13 protein-coding genes are annotated in these 19,389 nt (G+C 40.1%); 6 read left to right on the plus strand and 7 right to left on the minus strand.

Features of this window, described 5'->3' with window-relative positions; translation table 11 throughout:
• Nucleotides 1-83: 83 nt before the first annotated feature.
• A complete protein-coding gene (locus V6R21_RS09060; protein ID WP_334242924.1) occupies nt 84-2,963 on the minus strand; it encodes a triple tyrosine motif-containing protein in 2,880 nt (959 codons plus the stop codon).
• Between the two features lie 742 nt (nt 2,964-3,705).
• Here V6R21_RS09060 and V6R21_RS09065 point away from each other — a divergent pair.
• The 5 genes from V6R21_RS09065 (at nt 3,706) to V6R21_RS09085 (ending at nt 11,365) form a co-directional block, all read left to right on the plus strand.
• Entirely contained in the window at nt 3,706-5,616 is a 1,911-nt protein-coding gene (locus tag V6R21_RS09065) for a tetratricopeptide repeat protein (protein WP_334242926.1), read from the plus strand.
• 185 nt (nt 5,617-5,801) lie between these two features.
• Nucleotides 5,802-7,514, plus strand: a complete 1,713-nt coding sequence (locus V6R21_RS09070) for a tetratricopeptide repeat protein (RefSeq protein WP_334242927.1) — start codon at nt 5,802-5,804, stop codon at nt 7,512-7,514.
• A 180-nt stretch (nt 7,515-7,694) separates the two neighbouring features.
• Complete coding sequence (rarD, locus tag V6R21_RS09075) at nt 7,695-8,600, plus strand: EamA family transporter RarD (protein WP_334242930.1); 906 nt, start codon at nt 7,695-7,697, stop codon at nt 8,598-8,600.
• Nucleotides 8,601-9,081: 481 nt separating this feature from the next.
• Nucleotides 9,082-10,503 carry an MBL fold metallo-hydrolase gene (locus V6R21_RS09080; protein WP_334242932.1) on the plus strand — a complete coding sequence of 474 codons (1,422 nt, stop codon included), beginning with the start codon at nt 9,082-9,084 and terminating at the stop codon, nt 10,501-10,503.
• 79 nt (nt 10,504-10,582) lie between these two features.
• Nucleotides 10,583-11,365, plus strand: a complete 783-nt coding sequence (locus V6R21_RS09085) for a Rossmann-like and DUF2520 domain-containing protein (RefSeq protein ID WP_334242934.1) — start codon at nt 10,583-10,585, stop codon at nt 11,363-11,365.
• A gap of 31 nt (nt 11,366-11,396) precedes the next feature.
• Here V6R21_RS09085 and V6R21_RS09090 read toward each other — a convergent pair whose 3' ends face one another.
• The 4 genes from V6R21_RS09090 to V6R21_RS09105 all read right to left on the minus strand — a co-directional run bounded on the left by V6R21_RS09090 (nt 11,397) and on the right by V6R21_RS09105 (nt 15,495).
• Complete coding sequence (locus tag V6R21_RS09090) at nt 11,397-13,499, minus strand: LysM peptidoglycan-binding domain-containing protein (RefSeq protein WP_334242936.1); 2,103 nt, start codon at nt 13,497-13,499, stop codon at nt 11,397-11,399.
• A 180-nt stretch (nt 13,500-13,679) separates the two neighbouring features.
• Complete coding sequence (locus V6R21_RS09095) at nt 13,680-14,321, minus strand: O-methyltransferase (protein WP_334242938.1); 642 nt, start codon at nt 14,319-14,321, stop codon at nt 13,680-13,682.
• 142 nt (nt 14,322-14,463) lie between these two features.
• Nucleotides 14,464-14,946 (minus strand): PaaI family thioesterase, encoded by a 483-nt coding sequence (locus V6R21_RS09100; protein WP_334242940.1) that lies wholly within the window; start codon nt 14,944-14,946, stop codon nt 14,464-14,466.
• A gap of 117 nt (nt 14,947-15,063) precedes the next feature.
• On the minus strand, nt 15,064-15,495 hold the full coding sequence (locus tag V6R21_RS09105) for a hypothetical protein (protein WP_334242943.1): 432 nt from the start codon (nt 15,493-15,495) through the stop codon (nt 15,064-15,066).
• Nucleotides 15,496-15,829: 334 nt separating this feature from the next.
• Here V6R21_RS09105 and V6R21_RS09110 point away from each other — a divergent pair, with 334 nt between their 5' ends.
• Entirely contained in the window at nt 15,830-16,318 is a 489-nt protein-coding gene (locus V6R21_RS09110) for a hypothetical protein (RefSeq protein ID WP_334242945.1), read from the plus strand.
• A gap of 70 nt (nt 16,319-16,388) precedes the next feature.
• On the opposite strand, the gene V6R21_RS09115 is transcribed toward V6R21_RS09110, so the two are convergent.
• The gene (locus tag V6R21_RS09115) at nt 16,389-16,631 is read right to left on the minus strand and encodes a hypothetical protein (RefSeq protein WP_334242947.1); all 243 of its coding nucleotides are present in this window, start codon (nt 16,629-16,631) and stop codon (nt 16,389-16,391) included.
• A 163-nt stretch (nt 16,632-16,794) separates the two neighbouring features.
• On the minus strand, nt 16,795-19,059 hold the full coding sequence (locus V6R21_RS09120) for an aconitate hydratase (RefSeq protein ID WP_334242949.1): 2,265 nt from the start codon (nt 19,057-19,059) through the stop codon (nt 16,795-16,797).
• Nucleotides 19,060-19,389: the final 330 nt, after the last annotated feature.

Raw genomic sequence — 19,389 nt, forward strand, 5'->3', positions numbered from 1 at the left:
GATTGATCTTTCCTTTTATAAGTACAGTATCAAAAAAGCACTTTGGGTTATCCCAAAGTGCTTTTTTATTACCATACTTCCTGTTAAGAAGTAGCTGTTTTGGCAGGTGTTATCTCAGGGCTCAGTTCCGTATCTGATGTAGTGACTGCCTTCTGGTGTTGCTTGGTAAGGATAAACTTGGTCATGAGCTTTTCAATAGGGAAAATGAGCATGGCAAGACATACCTCTATCAGAAAGTCATAGACAGGATGTGGTTGCATCGCAATATACTGTTGGGCTACAGTCTCAATAAATGAGAAACACAAGATGAGTGTCAGGTAAGTTAACAGTCTTGAGATAACCCTGTTTACCTGATAGCTTCTGCTTAGTCTGAACGAAAGCAACAGCAGGATGCTGAAGAAAGCAATTTCACAGGCATAGAACCATGGTTCTTTCCAGTATGGAAGTCCCACCTTAAATGAGATGGTCTTTTCCCCAATAATCTCCTCAAACGAATTACGAGCTTGCATTTCAAGCGTGTACTTTCCACTTGAAAGCATACTGAAACTGATGGTATTGTCTTTTTGCCAGTCAGACCACTTTCCTTTATTCAATCGGTACTGATATTCTACAGACCCATGATATACTCCTGGTGCAGCAATGTCAAACTGTATGGAATTGTGTTCAGGTTGTAATACCAGATCATATAAAGACATCCGCTCACCGTTAGAGTTCTTGACGGCAGATACGTGCAATGCAAAGATTTTAGGTATTTCATTGGAAGGGAGATCTTCAACTTTATGTAGATCATTTTGTGAAATCACCCACAGTGACTTGTCATTGTCTATAAAGATCTTCCTGATGTTTGGAACCGTTTTCAGTAGGTGGAATGAATAATTTGGAAACTTGATATCTGTAATAGGAGACCAGTCTTGTCCATTGAAGTTCCAGAAAATGCCAGGCTGATGCTGTACAATGCCTGTGAATCCTACTTGTTTTGTCAGAACAGAGTCCATTACAATGGCGCTGGAGTCTTGGTCAAAATAGTAGTATCCATTAGGTCCCGTCATATAGATCTTTTGCTGGTATTCCAGCAATTGGATATCATCACCATATGGATTGTTGATATCCAAGGTGATTTCTGGACTGGTCAGGTCCAAAATATTGATATCGTAGCGGGCAATCGCATCGTCATTGCTTAACCATAGGTTTGCTTTTTTGTCAACCAGTATATGCTTTACCGTAAAGTCAGCAGGAGCATTGGCATAGAGCTCACTGGTAATGTCTTTCCAGTAAGTCGTTGTCTTCTTTTTTTCCTTTTTCTTCTCTTTGCGTAGCAGTTTGAGCTGTCCATCCATTGTTACTGCAAAAAGCAGGTTCTTGTAGAGGGAAGCTTCCATCGTGTTATCCTTTAGGATTTTTGTGGCTTCCTTTTCTTCATTCACACTATAAATACCGTGACTTGTTACAACGATGGTTTCATTATTAGGGGCTTGTACCAGCTGTCTTACTTTACCTTTTATGTTTTCTACCTTTTTGTATAGGTAAGTGACAGATTTAAGTTCAAGACGTTTCTTTTTGACATCGACATAGTAAACCTTACTTTTTGGTGCCTGCTTTTTGGTACTTAGTTTTTGACTGATGGCAGATGATTGAGGCAAACCAATTGGCTTTGATCCATTTTGGGTCTCTTCCAGTTTTTTCAGCTCTCTTTTCTGTTTTCGTTCAGCCCTTTTTCTGTTGCGCTTTTCCCTCCAGGTTTCTTCTTGTATCTGCTCCTTGTCTGTGTTGTTTTCGCTTTTGCCAAAAAGCCACTCCCAAAAGCTTTTCTTTTCCTCTTTCGCCTCTTCTTCCTTTTCGGTAGTATCTTCATTTATGCGTTTGACCCGCTTTACTCTTACAATCTCTTCAATCTCGTCGTAATCCCTGATTTCATCTAAGTAATAGAGTCCCATACTACTTCCCACATATAGGTTGTCAGAGTAAGTACCGACGCATTGGAGAAGTCCTTCCAATCCATAGTAATTGGAGTAAACCTCAAAGGGTAAGTGGAGGTTGACCTTGGTGAGTCCATGCTCGTGTGCAATCCACATATCTCCAGACTTGTCTTTATCAAAGGCCAATACTTCATTATCAGGCAAGCCTGACTGGAGGTTGATATGGTAAAGTGTTTCCCCTCCAATTGGGTCAACAATCATGATCCCACCTGTTTCAGTTGAAAGGGCAACCGATTGGTCAGGAAGGGAAATAGCATCTGTTAGACCAAATTCATCAAGGTATTCTTGAGACTTAAGGGGGATATGTTGAAATGACTTACCGTCAAATGAATAGAGCTTATTCTGAAGGTTACCAACAAATACTTTCCCATCCATATTTTTTCGGGTAAAGTAGAGTTGACTGGAATCAGGAAGCACAATGTCATTGTGAACAAAACCACTATCTGTCCATTGGTAGAATGCCCCGTTTTCTGTATTAACAATCATTTGATTGTCTATAGGGAAAAGGAAGTCAATAGCTTGTTCCTCTATAAAACTGGAGGTATGGATAAGCTCACCACTAAAGGCATTTACAACAAATAAAGAGTTGGCAGATAGAAAGTAGACATTGCCGTTCAAGAATTCAATTTGCAGGATTTCTTCTGTTTCTAAACTGTCAGATAAGCTGACATAACCCTCCACACCAAATTCATCAGTATTGAGGTAGCCGAAGCCATCACGCAGTCCAACATATATTTTCTGTTGTACCGGATGTTTCTTGAGTACTTGTACAGAAGAGACAGATGGAATGGTATTCCAGTTTTGACCATCGAACCTAAGAATTCCTTTCCTATTGGCAAAATACATAGTGCCATAACGGTCTTGTGCAATACTAAGGTTCTGGTTGTCACTAACCCGATGATCTGGCTTAAAGTGTGTTAGGTAGAGGTCTCCCGGTTGAGCCTCAGCCCGGATAGCAGTGAACAGAACAATGATTGCAATAAGCATGCAATGGACGCTTTTCATATGTAGTAGGTTTTAGCCTTGGGTTGATCTATTCTTTTTCCTTGTTAGGAAGCCTGAAAAAATTAGCTTTGAGTCTTCTTTTTAGTCAGATATACTATGAAGTTTTGAGCTTAAGTCAGTGCTAAACCATTCGTATAATCCAATTTTTAGCATGATGGCTAACGAATGATGAACTAAAAAATAAATTGATTTTCCGCTAGAAGCTGTGAACGCTCAGTTAATAATACCAAACTAAGTGATCATGCGTCTATGCAAAACCAATGAATCGTTTTTGGATAGAAAGAATATATCAAAAAAATAGACAGCAATTTAATTACGCCTTCAAATATACAGTAATATCTTCAGTATATGTAAATGAAATGCACCATTAAATATGTGTAAATAATATCATTTCAATTGATTTACATACCTTTAATTGATCATGTATTTCTGTATAATATTATGTAATGTTTGGATTTAGAAAGTAGTTTTGACTTAGTAATTCATTGAAAATTGAAATAGTAATATAGTAAGAATTATCACGGATTTTTGTATAGTGTCAATAGTGAGTAACTACAAAAATGATAAGTCAATTTAGGCTTCTGTGTTTGATGTAATTTGAACAAAAACAGGAAATTATTAGCTTGAACTCCGAAAATAACTAACACTATCATGATGAATTACCAATAGGCTGGATATATAAATAGCATAATGCATAACTCCTATTGATATAAAACAATTTGAAATGAGAAAGATGACACTCAATTTGCTAAAGACTAAAGCATTACTGTTACTTTTTATGGTATTGACCCATGGAGCATGGGCGCAGGATTATAAATCATATTACAGCAACAAGAATTATGAAGCCATTCGGGAAGGCGCAAGAAGAGGAAATGCAGAAGCGCAGTATTATCAAGGGCTAATGTATGAAAATGGGCGTGGTGAAAAGCAGGATTATATGATGGCTCATGAATATTACTTGAGTGCTGCTCGTCAGAATTACTCAAGTGCCATGACGAACATAGGCTTTAACTACTATAAAGGTAATGGTGTCGGGCAGGATTATGAGCGGGCTTTTCTATGGTGGAAAAAAGGTGCTGAGCTTGGAAACAAAGTATGTATATATGATTTAGGAATCCTGTATAAGGATGGTGATGGGGTTGAGCAGAATTACAAACTAGCTAGGGAATATTTTGAAAAGGCAGCCGAAAAAGGACATGCATCTGCTTATAATGAATTGGGTAATCTTTACGAGTTTGGCAATGGTGTAGAACAGGACTATTATCAGGCTAAATATTATTTTGAAAAAGCGGGAGTTGAAGGAAGCAAATGGGGCTATAAAAATCTGGCAGACCTTTATCGTTATGGCAAAGGCATAAACAGGAATTATAGCCATGCCATGATGTTTTACAAGAAAGCGATAGAAAAAGGGCATACTGATTCTCAAAAGGATTATGATGAGTTGGCAAAAAACGGAGCGTTGGAGCTTTACGAGCCATATGAGCATGAGAAGTTGGAAGGAGAATACGGAAAGGACTTTGTGAGGGTACCTGTTTACTTTTGGGGAAATCCTGCACCTGAGGACTTTAATTCACCGAAGAACGATTACTACAATATAACATCGTTCAATGAAAAGCAAAGACAGAAAGTAGCAGAGACTTTGAGTAAAGACTCCCATAATGACCGCGTGTCACTTACACAGCATAACGGATATTTCACTTTATCTCATTACCCCTCAACGGGTTATAGCAAATGGGTTTTCCCTGACTTCAAGTACCCTAATAGAGTTCAAGGGAGTTTGAAAAACCACTTCAGACGTATCGTCAATATAGCACTGACGCTTCCTGAAGGAAAGAAACTTTCGGACATGGAAGTGCCAATGGAGTTCAGAACCTGTCTTTCGCCATCAAGTACAATAAAGTTCTGGCTAAACAGTGATGGGTCGGTTAGCTTAAGAGCAAAAAAATCAGAGAATAAGGACCCTCAAAGTGTGTTTGTATCCAATAATAAATTCACTGACGAAAATACAGAATTGGTACAGGTAGCAGTCGTTATATACAGTTCAGGGTATTGGAAGGTTCAGACAAGTAAAAACTCCATTACAGGATTTGGCTTATTGGATCAGGACTATGTGTCGAATTTAAGCAATCAATGTTGGTTTGAGGGAGAGTTGAATATTCATGAAATCTCAATCTTTGAAGATTATACCATGAATGACGCCAAGTTGGCTTATGGGTTGACAGTTAGTGATATTACGAAGATTACACAAGAGATTAGTAACAGAATAGGAGGGTATGCTTCCAGGTTGTTTAAATGTGCAGACGAATATGATTTTGACGGTTGGGAGAGTCTTGAGCATGATACGTTTTTCTTAGAGCGTGAGAATACCATTATCAAAGGTGGTGAGAATAGCTATATGAAAGAAGATCAGAATTGGACCGCTTATACTGGAATCATGTTGGTGCGAGGACAGAATGGGAAAGGAGAGAGGTTGTCAATTCCAGTAGACTACACATTCGCAATAGATGAAAAGAATAAGAAACTATTAGCGATAGACATTAAGAGTGAGTTGAAAGAGCAAGAGCGGGTTTTGATAATGAGTAGTTTGGGAGATTATTTTTCAGGGTCAGAAATGTTGCAGACAGCCAGTCATTAACCTTGACTTCTATAGATTTATAAACGAGAAAGTCCTTCTTTGCCCAATGTTGGTAAAGGAGGACTTTTTTTGTTGTGGTGAGAGTCTAGCATTGAACTTTTTTCAAGTAAGGAAACGACCTGAAAAACTAGGAACTATTTCTTTTGTTGGGGGATTACAGGGGTAGAACCAAGATCCAACTGAAAATGAAAAAACTGCTGCTTTACTATCTCTCTTTATTGTTGATCTGTTGGAGTTGTAAAAATACACCCGAAAAGACAGATGTTGTGGTGCAAGGAAAACTTTGTGCAGGGAAACCATTGGCTGTTACATTTCTTGACGATATCAATACAGCTCCAATTTTTGATGGGTTGGAAGGCGTAAACTTTATTATTACCACTGATGATAAAAAGGCACAAAAGTACTTTAACCAAGGTATGATGCTTGCCTATGGGTTCAACCATGCAGAGGCTGCCCGTTCATTTCATGAAGTAACCAAAATAGATCCCTCTTGTGCCATGGGGTATTGGGGACTGGCTTATGTTTTGGGACCAAATTACAATGCCGGAATGGAAGATGATAATCTGGAGCGAGCATACACCGCTATCCAGCAGGCTAAAAAGCTTTCAGGTAATTGTACAGATCTTGAAAAGGACCTGATTATGGCTATGGAACAACGCTACAGCCCAGAGAAACTAGAAGATCGCTCTCCACTTGACAAGGCTTATGCAAACGCACTCCGTGAGGTTCATATTGCTCATTCTGATAATCCTTATGTAGGAACCTTACGTGCAGAGTCATTGATGGATTTACACCCTTGGGATATGTGGAGCAAGGATGGTACACCTCAACCTTGGACGAATGAAATTTTGGAAATTTTGGAAAACATCATGGATGATTACCCAAGAAATGCTGGCGCAAACCATCTATATATTCATGCGATAGAAGCTTCTCATGACCCTGATAAAGCTATTCAAGCAGCTGACCTTTTGCGTACACTGGTACCGGGTGCTGGTCATTTGGTACATATGCCATCCCATATTTATATCCGGACAGGTAGGTATCATCAAGGTTCAGAGGCAAATATTCAGGCGGTAGAAGTTGATAGTCAATATGTGGCATCCTGTCATGCACAAGGGGTTTATCCATTGGCATATTATCCTCACAATGCTCATTTTTTGGCAGCTTGTGCTACTTTGGAAGGAAATGAGAAAAGGGCAATAGAAGCAGCTTTTAATGTGAGAGCTTTGACGGATACAGCGCTGATGAGAAAGCCAGAGTGGGGAACTTTACAGCATTATTATTCCATTCCCCTATTTGTGATGGTGAAGTTTGGAATGTGGGATAAAATTATTCAGTCAAAAAATGAAGCGGAAGACTTGGTTTATCCTTCCATTATATGGCACTATGCAAGAGGAATGGCTTTTACTGCTAAAGGACAGACTACAGAGGCGGTAAGGGAAATGAAAATCCTTAGACAACTTGCAAAGGATCCAATCATTGATGAGATGACTATTTGGGATTTGAATCAGATCAGGGACCTTGTGACAATAGCATCAAAAGTACTGGAAGGAACTATTGCTGCCGATCAGGAAAACTATGTATTGGCAGAGAAAATGCTGAGGGACGCTGTAGAGATAGAAGATCAGTTGAATTACAATGAGCCACCAGACTGGTTCTTTTCAGTAAGGCATCATTTGGGGCCTGTATTGTTAAAAGCACAGAAATATAGGGAAGCAGAGGATGTGTATCAGGAAGATTTGAAAATCTACCCCAAAAATGGCTGGGCTATGTCAGGGCTGATTACTGCTTTGGCTAATCAGGATAAAGTGGATGAGGCTGCGGATGTAAAAGCAGACTTTGCTAAAGCATGGAAATGGGCGAATGTAGAGTTGGAAGATTCAGAGGTGAAAAGGTGAGTACCTGGAAAAGGGTAACAATTCGGGAGAGATAATCAATTACAAAAGGGAAAGTCAAGGCTTTCCTTTTTTAGTGAAAAACATTTCTACAGAAAAAGAATCTATATCATGACATAAAGTGATCTTCATAATCTTTATTTTCGCGGGGTCATTAGATAATTCACGCTTAATACGCTAACAATGAATGATACCGCTCAAAGTTCAAAAGGATATTTACTGGTATTAGGGGCTTACCTGATGTGGGGAGTATTGCCTGTATATTGGAAGGTAATGGATCAAATACCATCCTTGGAAATCCTTGCTCATAGAGTAATGTGGTCTTTTATATTCTTACTGGTGTTAAATCTGGTGATGAAAGGGAAAGATATTTTTGGTTACCTGAAGAATAAACAAACAAGGAGAGCACTTTATGTTTCATCCCTTTTGATATCGGTCAACTGGGGTTCTTATATATTGGCAGTAAATTCAGGTCATACAGTTGATGCCAGCTTAGGCTATTACATCAACCCGCTGGTAAGTGTTTTTCTGGGGGTCTTTTTCTTTAAGGAGCGTTTATCCAAGCTTAAACTTATAGCCTTGGTACTAGCAGGTATAGGTGTACTTTACCTAACGGTACGTTACGGAACCATTCCTTGGATCGCATTGGTGTTGGCTTTTTCTTTTGGCTTTTACGGACTGTTCAAGAAAAAATACGCATTCAATACTATGGACAGCCTTATGGTGGAAACGCTGATGGTAGCGCCAATAGCAATGGGATATATAGGTTATCTGGAGGGAACAGGTCAAGGACATGTAATGGAAGTAACATGGCAGGTAGATTTGCTGTTGCTGTTTTCTGGAATTGCCACTACTGTTCCACTGTACATGTTTTCGGAAGGAGCCAAGCACATTCCTTTATCAAGTGTAGGCTTTTTGCAGTATATAGCTCCTACTATGATGCTGCTGTTAGGCATATTCATGTTTAAGGAAACCTTTAATGAAGAGCATTTGGTAAGCTTCGCCTTGATTTGGTCAGGCTTGGGTGTCTATACATTCTCACTGCTGAAGGATTTGAGGAAAAGGAAAAAAATATTGAAAGCAGCATAATTAAAAAAGGCTGAAACTGTGGGAGACGGTTTCAGCCTTTTTTTTATGTATTATGGTAATGGAAGAGGGAAGTGTTTTTGAACTAATTCTGGATTGATGGTCGTAGTGTTTTTTGTATGTTTTGGCGTTTCGGCTTTCAAATAGAATAAAATAAGCATGAGCAAAATGCATAGAATACTCAAATGTTTCATAGCGTAGTGGTTGGGTGTTCGTGATATCTGATAGGAGTAAGTTTGTATAAATAAGTTAAAAAAGGAGACTGATAATGTGTGTATTCTTTAAATTTGTTCACAAAAGATTCATCCTAAAATAGGACTTTAGAAGGGTTTGTTGGTTCAATTAAACTTTTAACCCGCCTTATGGGTTAAAGTTTCGAAACACTGACCTGAATGCTATTTAGATTGGTAATGCGGATTTTTGAACTTATTTTTATGCGCATTACGGCATTAGGGACTTTTACAGATAGAAGTATATAATACACATGGAACTGACTTTTTGGGGCGCAGCGCAGCAAGTAACTGGCAGTATGTTTCTGCTGACATTGGAAGATGAATACCGTATTTTGATCGACTGTGGTATAGATATGGGAAACCTTTCCGAAACTATGCCGCTGTATCCTGGGTCCAACTTTCCTTTTGACGCAAGCTTAGTAAACCTTGTATTGCTTACCCATGCGCACCTTGACCACTCGGGTAAGATTCCAAACCTGTACAGAGAAGGTTTTGAGGGACAAGTGCTTTGTACTTCTCCTACAATGGCACTGACGGAGCTGTTGTTACTGGACTCTGCATCCATCAATCAGAAGAAGCTGAAAGCCTATCACAGAAAGCTTTCAAAGGGAATGGCACCTGAAGACTTCAATTTTGACCCAAGAGACCTTTATGTGGAGAAGGATGTCTATAAGGCTGTTGACCGTTTTGTGCCGATTCAGTTTCACAGGCGTTTCAATGTCAAGCATGGGGTGCATGTCACTTTTATCCCAACAGGGCACTTGCTAGGAGCTGCTAACATTCTATTGGAAGTGGAAGAAAATGGAGAGACTAAATCCATTATGTTCTCTGGTGATATTGGACGTAGTAACTATCCATTATTGCAAGATCCGCACACTGTTCCTCAGGTGGACTACTTGATTTGTGAAACGACATATGGTAATAGAGAGCACCAATCGATTCAGGATGCGACAGAAGCCGTTGAAGATGTAATTCGACGTACTTGTATAGACAAACCTGGTCGCCTGATCATTCCTGCATTTAGTATTGGTAGGACGCAGGCAATCATTTATACGCTACATAAGCTGTATGCCGAAAATAAGTTGCCTCCAATCAAGATTTTTGCGGATAGCCCATTGGCACAGCGCAGTAATGTGGTCTATGAAAAGTATACAGGTTTCCTGAATGAAGAAGCAAATGACTTCAAGAGGGAGCATGGTAGCCTCTTCCGCTTTGATACTGTACAGTATGTAGAAGCGATGAAAGACAGTCAGGCAATTGACAATTACCATGAGCCTTGTATCATTATCTCTTCTTCAGGTATGATGGAAGGAGGGCGTATTCAACACCACATCCGTGCAAATATGGAAAACTCTTACTGTACGATTCTGATGGTGGGGTATTCAGCTGAAGGAACATTGGGTAACAGGTTACTGAACAGTAACGGGAATATCCGAATCGGTACAAGAGAATACCCAATTAAGGCAAATATAGAGCAAACAGACTCATTTAGTGGACATGGAGATATTCATGACTTGCTGAAGTTTGTAAGGCAACAGGACAAGGTACAGACCAAGAAAATATTCCTTGTGCATGGAGAGGGGAGCTCAATGGAAGATTTTAAATCTACATTGAATAAAGAAGGATACAATCAGGTGGAAATTCCTGAAAAAGGACAGAAATACCAACTTTAGTGAACAATAGAATTTAATATAAAAGAAAGAGGTCAGGCTGGTTACAAAACCGGATGACCTCTCTTTATTTGGTGAAACTATGATACAAAACGTAACCTTAGTAGGAGCCGGCAATGTTGCATGGCACTTGGGAGCTGCTTTGGAAGATGCAGGATTGGTTGTAGATGTAGTGTATAGCAGAAACTATTCAAATGCTAAGGCACTTGCCGAGAGGCTTTATGATGCCGTGCCGACTGACAGTCTGGATTTTTCAGAGAGTAAGTCTGAGCTTTTTATTCTGATGGTTTCAGATAATGTAGTGCAGCAAGTAGCTGAAGAAATGACTTTACCTTCTTCAGGTGCAATTGTGGTACACACTTCAGGGGCTGTTCCTTTGGAAGCTTTGGCAAATGCAGGGCTTTATGTTGGGGTTTTTTATCCGCTTCAAACTTTTTCAAAAGGAAAGAAAGTTGATTTCAGTAAAATATCAATCTGCATTGATTCAAAGAGTGAGCGCATTTTGGATATGCTGGCAGAAATGGCTTACAAGCTGAGTAAAAAAGTATATCACTTGAATTCAGAGGAACGTAGAAAGTTGCATGTAGCTGCGGTGTTTGCTTGCAACTTTACCAACCATATGATGACCATTGCTCAGGAAGTAATGGAAAGCAATGGGATGCACTTTGAAATGCTAGAACCGTTGGTCAGAGAAACCGTAGACAAGGCTTTTGCAATTGGGCCTGATAAATCACAGACAGGACCGGCAATTCGTGGAGACAGTAAAACGATAGGGAAGCACCTTGAAGAGTTGGATGGGAAAGCGCGTTATCAGGAAATTTACAAATTGGTGAGTGAAAGTATTGCAGGAATAGAAAAGGAGTAACATTAACTGTTACTCCTTTTTATTTGAATGATTACTGAACTCTTAATCGAGTGCCTGATGGAATGTTGTCCACATCAGCCAGTTTGTTGAGTTTCTTCAATTCTTTGATGCTGACTTTGTATCGGCGTGAAATGCTGTATAGTGTTTCACCTTTGCTGATGACATGGTATCGAGCAACTTTATTTGGAGTTGAAGGATCTCTCAATTTTAGTGTCTGACCAGCATTGATATTGCCATCTTCTGTCAAGCCATTCCACGTCTGTAGGTCACTTACCGGAATATTATATTGTCGGGAAATGGCGTACAGTGTTTCTCCTTTTATCACCAAGTGAGTATTAGGTGTAACCGTAGAGGTTGCAGGCTTTACAGTAGGAGTCGTAACAGGATTTGAAGTTGCCGGTTTGCTGTAATCAGGTTTACTGGTTTCAGCAGGTCTATTTTTAACCTCTTCTTTAGCAGGCTGCGTGAACTGAGAAGTGTTGTTACTTGCAGTTGCATCAGAACCAGTGTTGCTCGATGACTTAATTAGCTTGATCTGCTGTCCCTCCTGAAGGTGAGCAGTCGCAGGCAGGTTATTGAGTCTTCTGATTTCAGCAGGTGTAATGCTGTTGGCGTAACCTATCTGATAGATGTCCTCCCCTTTCTTTACTGTATAAGTAAAAGCCTGACCAGCAACAGTAGTCTCAGCAGCAGATGCAGTGGTTGTAGTATTGGCTGTGCTGTTTTCAGGAGCTGCGATGTATAGCGGGAATCCTGATTTAAGCTCAGCTGCCGAAGACATATTGTTCCATTTCAGCAAATCATCTACACTTACATTGTATTGCTTGGAAATTCTGTAAAGTGTTTCACCTCTTTGAACCATATGCTTGTTGGCTGCCAAGTTTTCAGATGGAGCCGTGTCAGCCGGTTGAGTAGCAGGTGTAGTTGTTACTGATTGGTTATTATCCTGAGTTTCGGCAGGGCGTTGTACCGCTGGCTGATTGTACATATCATTTGAAGCTGTAGAACCATTGTTCGGTTGCTTGATGATCAGTACTTGTCCTGGCTTAACAGTTAAGCTGTTGAGGTTATTCCACTCCTTAATATCTTTGTAGCTTACATTGAACTTGGAAGCAATTGTCACGATATTTTGGTCAGTATCTTGAACCACATAGCGATCACCATTGGCAACAGCTGAATCGTTAGTTTTAGGCGTTTTTTCAACTACCTGAAAGTTGTTGTTCGGCTTCGATGTAGTTTGTTTAGCTACATTGCTGTCAATCAGTACAGCATTTCCTTTTGGGTCTTCAGTTACAGTTGTAAGAGAAGAGTCCCCTTTTACTTTCAGTACTTGCCCCGGTTTTAGTTTCAGGTCATCCCCAATGTCGTTCCATGCCTTTAGGTCAAGAATAGTGACATTGTACATACGGGATATCATAAAGATGCTTTCACCATCTCTTACGGTATGGTTTGAAGCATTGGGGTTGAATTGTTTAGTATCACGGTTTGATGTGATGCTTATAACATCTGTAGTATCTTCCTGCTTGTTGGCAGGCTTGTTACTTAGCTGTTTTTTCTCAGGTGCTTCAGGAAGTTCTACCTCTCGAATCTCAATAGGAACACTTTTCTTCCTTTTCTTTTGAAGGAAGAGAACTCTACCTAGTTGTAATGGTTCATCGGTTTCCATTCTGTTGAACTTGGCAAGCTTCTTCAACTTGATGCCGTAGCGCTGCGATACTTCCCACAAAGAAGCCTCGTCGACCACAATATGTTCTTCAATAGGACCTTTGCTGCTTTTTGATTTTAGGTAATATACCTGTCCTGATTTCAGCTCATCAAACACATTCATGTCATTGTAGCTGATGATTTTCTTCATGCTGATATTCAGGGCAGCAGCAATATTTAGAAGTGTCTGGCGGTCACCAGCAATGAAAGCAGGAATGCCATTGGCATTAGCCAAAGTAATTTCTTCTCCATTGACCGTTTTAACTTCAATATCTGATATTATGGGATATGGGTTATCTGGTAACTGGTTTTCAGGCAAACCACCAAATACGTAAGTGTTCGTTACGTTGGGGTGATAAATGCTGCTTACCGTATCAGCATAGGCAGACAGGGCTCCAGCACAAAGCAGTATTGTTAATGTTTTTCTCATTTCTCTGGAAATGGTTTTTAGTCAATGATCATTCAAAGTTGCAGAGCGAATGAACGTGTTGTTAATAAAAAATCGTCTCCCTCATTTATAACGAATGAGTAACCAATTCTCTTTTAAAATTAAAAGAATTTATAAAAGAAGTTACTTTCTAATAACGAAGAATATCAATTCTCAGGTTTACTATTGCAATTTTTGTGCAATCATGAGTCCATCTCGGACTGGAAGTATAAAATTTGTTACTCTTGGGTCATCTTGTACTTTGCGGTTATAGTCCCTAATGGATTGGGTATCTTTGTCTTGAGCTTTTTCATTCGCAACTTTCCCTTTCCATAAAACATTGTCTGCAATAATAAATCCACCAGGGTTTACCATATCAATGACTAAGTCAAAGTATTTGCAGTAGTTCTTTTTGTCAGCATCAATAAACACGAGGTCAAACTTTTCAGTTAGGGTTGGGATAATTTCCACCGCATTGCCAAAGTGCAATTCAAGCTTGTCACGCAGCCCAGCATCTGTAAAATACTTGTCAATAATCTCCTCAAGTTCATCATCCTTTTCTAATGAAACCAGTTTTCCATCAGGAGCTAACCCTTTGGCAAGGCATATACCAGAGTAGCCAGTAAATGTTCCGATTTCAAGAATTCTCTTGGGTTTCATCATGTTGGTGATGGCAGTCAGCAGTAATCCTTGTACATGGCCTGAAATCATGTCTGGCAAAGCAACTTTCAGGTGTGTTTCCCTGTCAAGCTTTTGAAGTACCTGATCTTCTGCTGTTGCGTGATCGTCGATATATTGCTCTATATTCTGGTTGACAATTTCCATTTTAGTAGATGTTAAATGATGCTTGCAAGCATGCGTAAAGGGTAAGAAGTTACCTTAGCTGAAACTAAGGCAACCTCAGGGTAATACAGGCGCAATTTAATATAATTTTTCTGAGGTAATACTTTCTTATACCCCGTATTTCCTACTCTATAAAAGCACTATTCTGGTTTGCAGTGTCACTGCTGTCAAAAACCCTGATACCGATCACCTCTGCCTCAGCAGATTTGACATCACCGGACCATGCTTCACACTTTACGACAGTCTTACGGTTTTTGACTTCCGTTACAGTAGCTACCAACTTTACAGGCTTATCTACATAAGTAGGTTGCAAGTATTTGATAGTCATGGTTCCCGTTGCATAGCGGTAATACGGGGCTGAATCTAGCGCCCTGTCTTCGCGGCGGTAGGCATCTGCCATAGCGGTTCCCATACAATGACAGTCAATTAGCGTAGCGAGAATGCCTCCTGCCAAGAGGTTTGCCCATCCGTGATATTTCTCTTCAGGCTGCCAAATACAAATGGCTTGTTCACCTTCCCAGTAGCTTTTAATTTGAAGTCCGTCAGGGTTGCTGTTACCACATCCGAAACAAACATTTCCGTGCATGTAATCCTGAAAGTATTTCATGATATCTTTATTGGTTAGTAATAGTTCAAATAAGGTTGGGAAACTACAAATTGTGCTATTACGAACAAAAAAAGGAGCCGATTTTGCGACTCCTTCTTAAACGGGAAGAAAGGTGATTTATCTTTTGAGAATATCAACCTGTTCTTTCAATAATTGGATGATATCATCCTTGTCTTTGAGTTGTTGCTTGAGCATTTCTACTTGCTCTTTTAGGTAAGTGACTTCACTGTAATCACTGTTTTCACCATTGTGGTGTTTATGCTTTCCGGTCTTGATCTCGACTTTTACTTTTTTTGGATCGTCTCCTGAACGGTTTTTCTTGCCTATAAGCTCTTCGATCTCTATATCAACAGTTTCTTCGGCTTTCTTTTTGGTACTTTCAGCCTGTTTTTGAACATCTTCGGCCATATGCTGAAAGCGTTCAAATGCATTTTCAAAAGTAGCCTTGTTGAATCGACCATCTTTCATTTGACCGAGACCTTCTTGAATCATGTCTCGAACAAAGTCACGAAACATATCATTCATGTTGTCATTGGAGGAATTGCTCATCGTAATAAAGTTTTATGTTTTGAATTAATTTGACGACTAGTTTTCATTTAGACGAATAAATAGCTGTGAACGTTACATACAGCTTATAGTTTTTATTAAATACGTCATATTTCTATTCAAGCCCAAGAAGCTTTTTAGTCTCTTAGAAGATTCATGATTTCTTTAAATATGTTAACTAAATAGTACAATCTTTCCAATTAGCTTTGGACTGCATGTTTTTTGCTAAAGAGAAGGTATAGCTGCTTAATCTTAAAGAAGCAACCATATGTCATGAGGTCTGGTTGTGGTGGTTGGGCAGTGTACATTAAAATTGATGACACTAAAACTTTTTGTAATGAAAAAAACATTTCTATTTAGCGTTCTGATGGGTATGATGGTACTTTTCAGTACTACATCTGTATTTGCTGGTGATAAAGATATAAAAGGTGGTGGATCACCTGGTGCGGGTTTTCTGAACGTTGGTCTGGGAGTTGGATACTACGGTGATATTCCATTGTTTGCTGATTATGAATTCGGAATTACAAAGGATGTAACAATAGGCCCTGCTATTGGCTTTGGCTTTGGTGCTAACTGGTTATCATTGGGTGCTAAAGGTCGTTTCTACTTTGATGATTTTGTGAACCTGAATGGTAAGTTTGACCTGTATGCAGGTGGTACATTAGGGTTGATTCCTGTTGTAAACAATCACTCAGATCACTATGAGAGTGGAGGGTTGTTTCTTGCTCTGAACGTGGGTGGTAGATATCATTTTACGAACAGATTGGGGGGATTCCTAGACCTGAGTACTGGAGCATCCTCAATTGGACTTAGCTTCAGACTGTAGTCCTCTTATTTTACCTGAAAATAAAATCCCTCTTCAATTTCATATTAGAATTGAAGAGGGATTTTTGTGTTTAGTTAAAGGTGATTTCTTTTAGGATTTTATCTCCCTGTCTTAGTCGAATCTCTACTTTTTGTTTTTCGGGATTAACCTTGTAGTTATCCAAAAGGCTCTTATAAAAAGCTTCTGCTTTTTTCTTTTCAAGTCGGGAAAAGGTGAATTGTTTACTTTCAGTAAAAGAGGTTGGAGAATCACGATGGGCAGTTACTTCCAACAAGAAGTTTGAACCGATTAATTTTTCAAGAATGCTTTTCATGGTTGTATAGTGGATATGGATAGAAAAAAGCTACCCATAAATTGAGGGAGAAAAGCACTTTTTTGTTTGTATAAAGTAGCAATGTAGGGTTTGCATAAAAAAACTCCCCAACTTTTGACAGTAGGGGAGTTTGTATATGATTAAGCGTTATGCCAGTTGTGAATTACTGGTTTTGCTTCTTGATCAAGTTCAATGCTGAACCAGCCTTGAACCACTCGATTTGCTGCTCGTTGTAAGTGTGGTTTACAGTAACCTCATCTTTAGATCCGTCAGCGTGGTTCAATACCATTGTCAATGGCTTACCTGGAGCGAACTCAGTCAGTCCGATGATATCGATCTTATCATTTTCCTGTACTTTGTCGTAGTCAGCAGGGTTGTCAAATGTCAGACCCAACATACCTTGCTTCTTCAGGTTTGTTTCGTGGATACGAGCGAATGACTTCACTACTACCGCTCTAACGCCCAAGTGACGTGGCTCCATTGCAGCGTGCTCACGTGATGAACCTTCACCGTAGTTTTCGTCACCGATTACTACAGAACCGATACCAGCAGCCTTGTAAGCTCTTGCTGTAGCAGGAACTTCACCGTACTCACCAGTCAGTTGGTTCTTCACATTATTAGCCATGTCGTTAGATGCGTTGATAGCACCAATCAGACAGTTGTTAGAGATGTTATCCAAGTGACCTCTGAAACGCAACCATGGACCTGCCATTGAGATGTGGTCAGTAGTACACTTACCTTTTGCTTTGATCAGCAGGTTCATGCCAGTCAGGTTAGTACCTTCCCAAGGCTTGAATGGATCCAGCAGTTGCAGACGGTCTGAAGTAGGCGCTACGATTACCTCTACACCTGAACCATCCTCAGCAGGAGCTTGGTAGCCAGCGTCCTCTACTGCGAAGCCTTTTGTTGGCAGTTCGTCACCAGTAGGAGCGTCCAGCATTACTTCCTCACCGTTTTCGTTAACCAGCTTGTCAGTAAGCGGGTTGAAAGTCAGGTCACCAGCAATAGCCAAAGCTGTTACCAACTCAGGAGATGCCACGAATGCATGAGTGTTAGGGTTGCCATCCGCACGCTTCGAGAAGTTACGGTTGAAAGAGTGAACGATTGTGTTCTTCTCTTGCTTGTCAGCACCTTCACGAGCCCACTGACCGATACAAGGACCACATGCGTTAGCAAATACGCTAGCACCGATCTTGTCGAATGTATCGATAAAGCCGTCACGCTCGATTGTATATCTTACTTGCTCAGAACCCGGAGTGATCGTGAACTGTGCTTTAGTTTTCAGTTTTTTCTCAACAGCTTGCTCAGCTAGTGAAGCTGCTCTTGAGATATCCTCGTATGAAGAGTTTGTACAAGAACCGATCAAACCTACCTCAACTTTTGTAGGCCAGCCGTTCTCTTCAGCAATTTTCTTCATTTCTGAGATAGGAGTCGCTCTGTCCGGCGTGAATGGACCGTTCAGGTGTGGCTCCAAAGTATCCAAGTTGATTTCGATCACTTGGTCAAAGTACTGCTCAGGGTTTGCATAAACCTCAGCGTCAGCAGTCAGGTGTTCTTTAACAGCATTAGCAGCATCCGCTACGTCATCTCTGTTAGTAGCTCTCAGGTAACGCTCCATTGACTCATCGTAACCGAATGTTGAAGTCGTCGCACCAATCTCAGCACCCATGTTACAGATTGTACCTTTACCAGTACATGACATTGATTCAGCACCTTCACCGAAGTACTCAACGATGCAACCTGTACCACCTTTTACAGTCAGGATACCTGCTACTTTCAGGATTACGTCTTTTGCAGAAGTCCAGCCGTTCAGTTTACCAGTCAGTTTAACACCGATCAGTTTAGGGAATTTAAGCTCCCAAGCCATACCTGCCATTACGTCAACAGCATCAGCGCCACCAACACCAACAGCTACCATACCCAAACCACCTGCGTTTACAGTGTGTGAGTCAGTACCGATCATCATACCACCTGGGAATGCATAGTTCTCCAGTACTACTTGGTGGATGATACCTGCACCTGGCTTCCAGAAGCCAATGCCGTACTTGTTGGAAACAGAAGCAAGGAAGTCATAAACTTCTTTGTTTGTTACTTCAGCAGTATGAAGGTCTTTGTCTGCACCAACTTTTGCTTGAATAAGGTGGTCAGCGTGTACTGTTGAAGGAACAGCGGCCTTGCTTTTACCAGCTTGCATAAACTGCAACAACGCCATCTGAGCAGTAGCGTCCTGCATTGCAACACGGTCTGGAGCAAAGTTTACATATGAAGCGCCTCTATTATATGCCTCTGTTGCCTTGCCGTCATAAAGATGAGAGTATAGAATCTTTTCTGTCAGGGTAAGAGGCTTACCTACTACTTTTCTAGCTGCCTCTACCTTTTCTGCCATGTTGGCATAGACAGCTTTGATCATATCGATATCAAAAGCCATAGTTGAGTGTTGTTTAAAATTTATAGATAGTTTAAGGAGTTTGCAGGCTCATGTCCTCACTTGTCTTTTGCACAGATAGTTAGGAGGAGTTGTGCACATCCTTACATTCGTTCTTATGTCTGATAAAAACTGTTGTGTTTTGGATATTTGCTTGCCCAAATATGGGTGCTTTGCCCAATTCTCACGCTAGTTATATAAAAATCTGCAAGATTTCTAGCATATGAGTGATAATTAAAACTATTCTAAATAATAAAGATAATTCTCAGAATGATTATATGCTAGCTATGATGATTAACAAATGACAGAATAATATGTTGGAGAGAAAATAGA

The sequence above is a fragment of the Limibacter armeniacum genome, from assembly GCF_036880985.1.
Classification (GTDB): domain Bacteria; phylum Bacteroidota; class Bacteroidia; order Cytophagales; family Flammeovirgaceae; genus Limibacter; species Limibacter armeniacum.

Excerpts from the sequence above, each read along its gene's own strand:
- V6R21_RS09095 (WP_334242938.1), bottom strand. The coding sequence starts at position 14,321 with ATGGAAATTGTCAACCAGAATATAGAGCAATATATCGACGATCACGCA.
- V6R21_RS09085 (WP_334242934.1), top strand. The coding sequence starts at position 10,583 with ATGATACAAAACGTAACCTTAGTAGGAGCCGGCAATGTTGCATGGCAC.
- rarD (WP_334242930.1), top strand. The coding sequence starts at position 7,695 with ATGAATGATACCGCTCAAAGTTCAAAAGGATATTTACTGGTATTAGGG.
- V6R21_RS09090 (WP_334242936.1), bottom strand. The coding sequence starts at position 13,499 with ATGAGAAAAACATTAACAATACTGCTTTGTGCTGGAGCCCTGTCTGCC.
- V6R21_RS09120 (WP_334242949.1), bottom strand. The coding sequence starts at position 19,059 with ATGGCTTTTGATATCGATATGATCAAAGCTGTCTATGCCAACATGGCA.
- V6R21_RS09105 (WP_334242943.1), bottom strand. The coding sequence starts at position 15,495 with ATGAGCAATTCCTCCAATGACAACATGAATGATATGTTTCGTGACTTT.
- V6R21_RS09060 (WP_334242924.1), bottom strand. The coding sequence starts at position 2,963 with ATGCTTATTGCAATCATTGTTCTGTTCACTGCTATCCGGGCTGAGGCT.
- V6R21_RS09065 (WP_334242926.1), top strand. The coding sequence starts at position 3,706 with ATGAGAAAGATGACACTCAATTTGCTAAAGACTAAAGCATTACTGTTA.
- V6R21_RS09070 (WP_334242927.1), top strand. The coding sequence starts at position 5,802 with ATGAAAAAACTGCTGCTTTACTATCTCTCTTTATTGTTGATCTGTTGG.
- V6R21_RS09080 (WP_334242932.1), top strand. The coding sequence starts at position 9,082 with ATGGAACTGACTTTTTGGGGCGCAGCGCAGCAAGTAACTGGCAGTATG.
- V6R21_RS09100 (WP_334242940.1), bottom strand. The coding sequence starts at position 14,946 with ATGAAATACTTTCAGGATTACATGCACGGAAATGTTTGTTTCGGATGT.
- V6R21_RS09115 (WP_334242947.1), bottom strand. The coding sequence starts at position 16,631 with ATGAAAAGCATTCTTGAAAAATTAATCGGTTCAAACTTCTTGTTGGAA.
- V6R21_RS09110 (WP_334242945.1), top strand. The coding sequence starts at position 15,830 with ATGAAAAAAACATTTCTATTTAGCGTTCTGATGGGTATGATGGTACTT.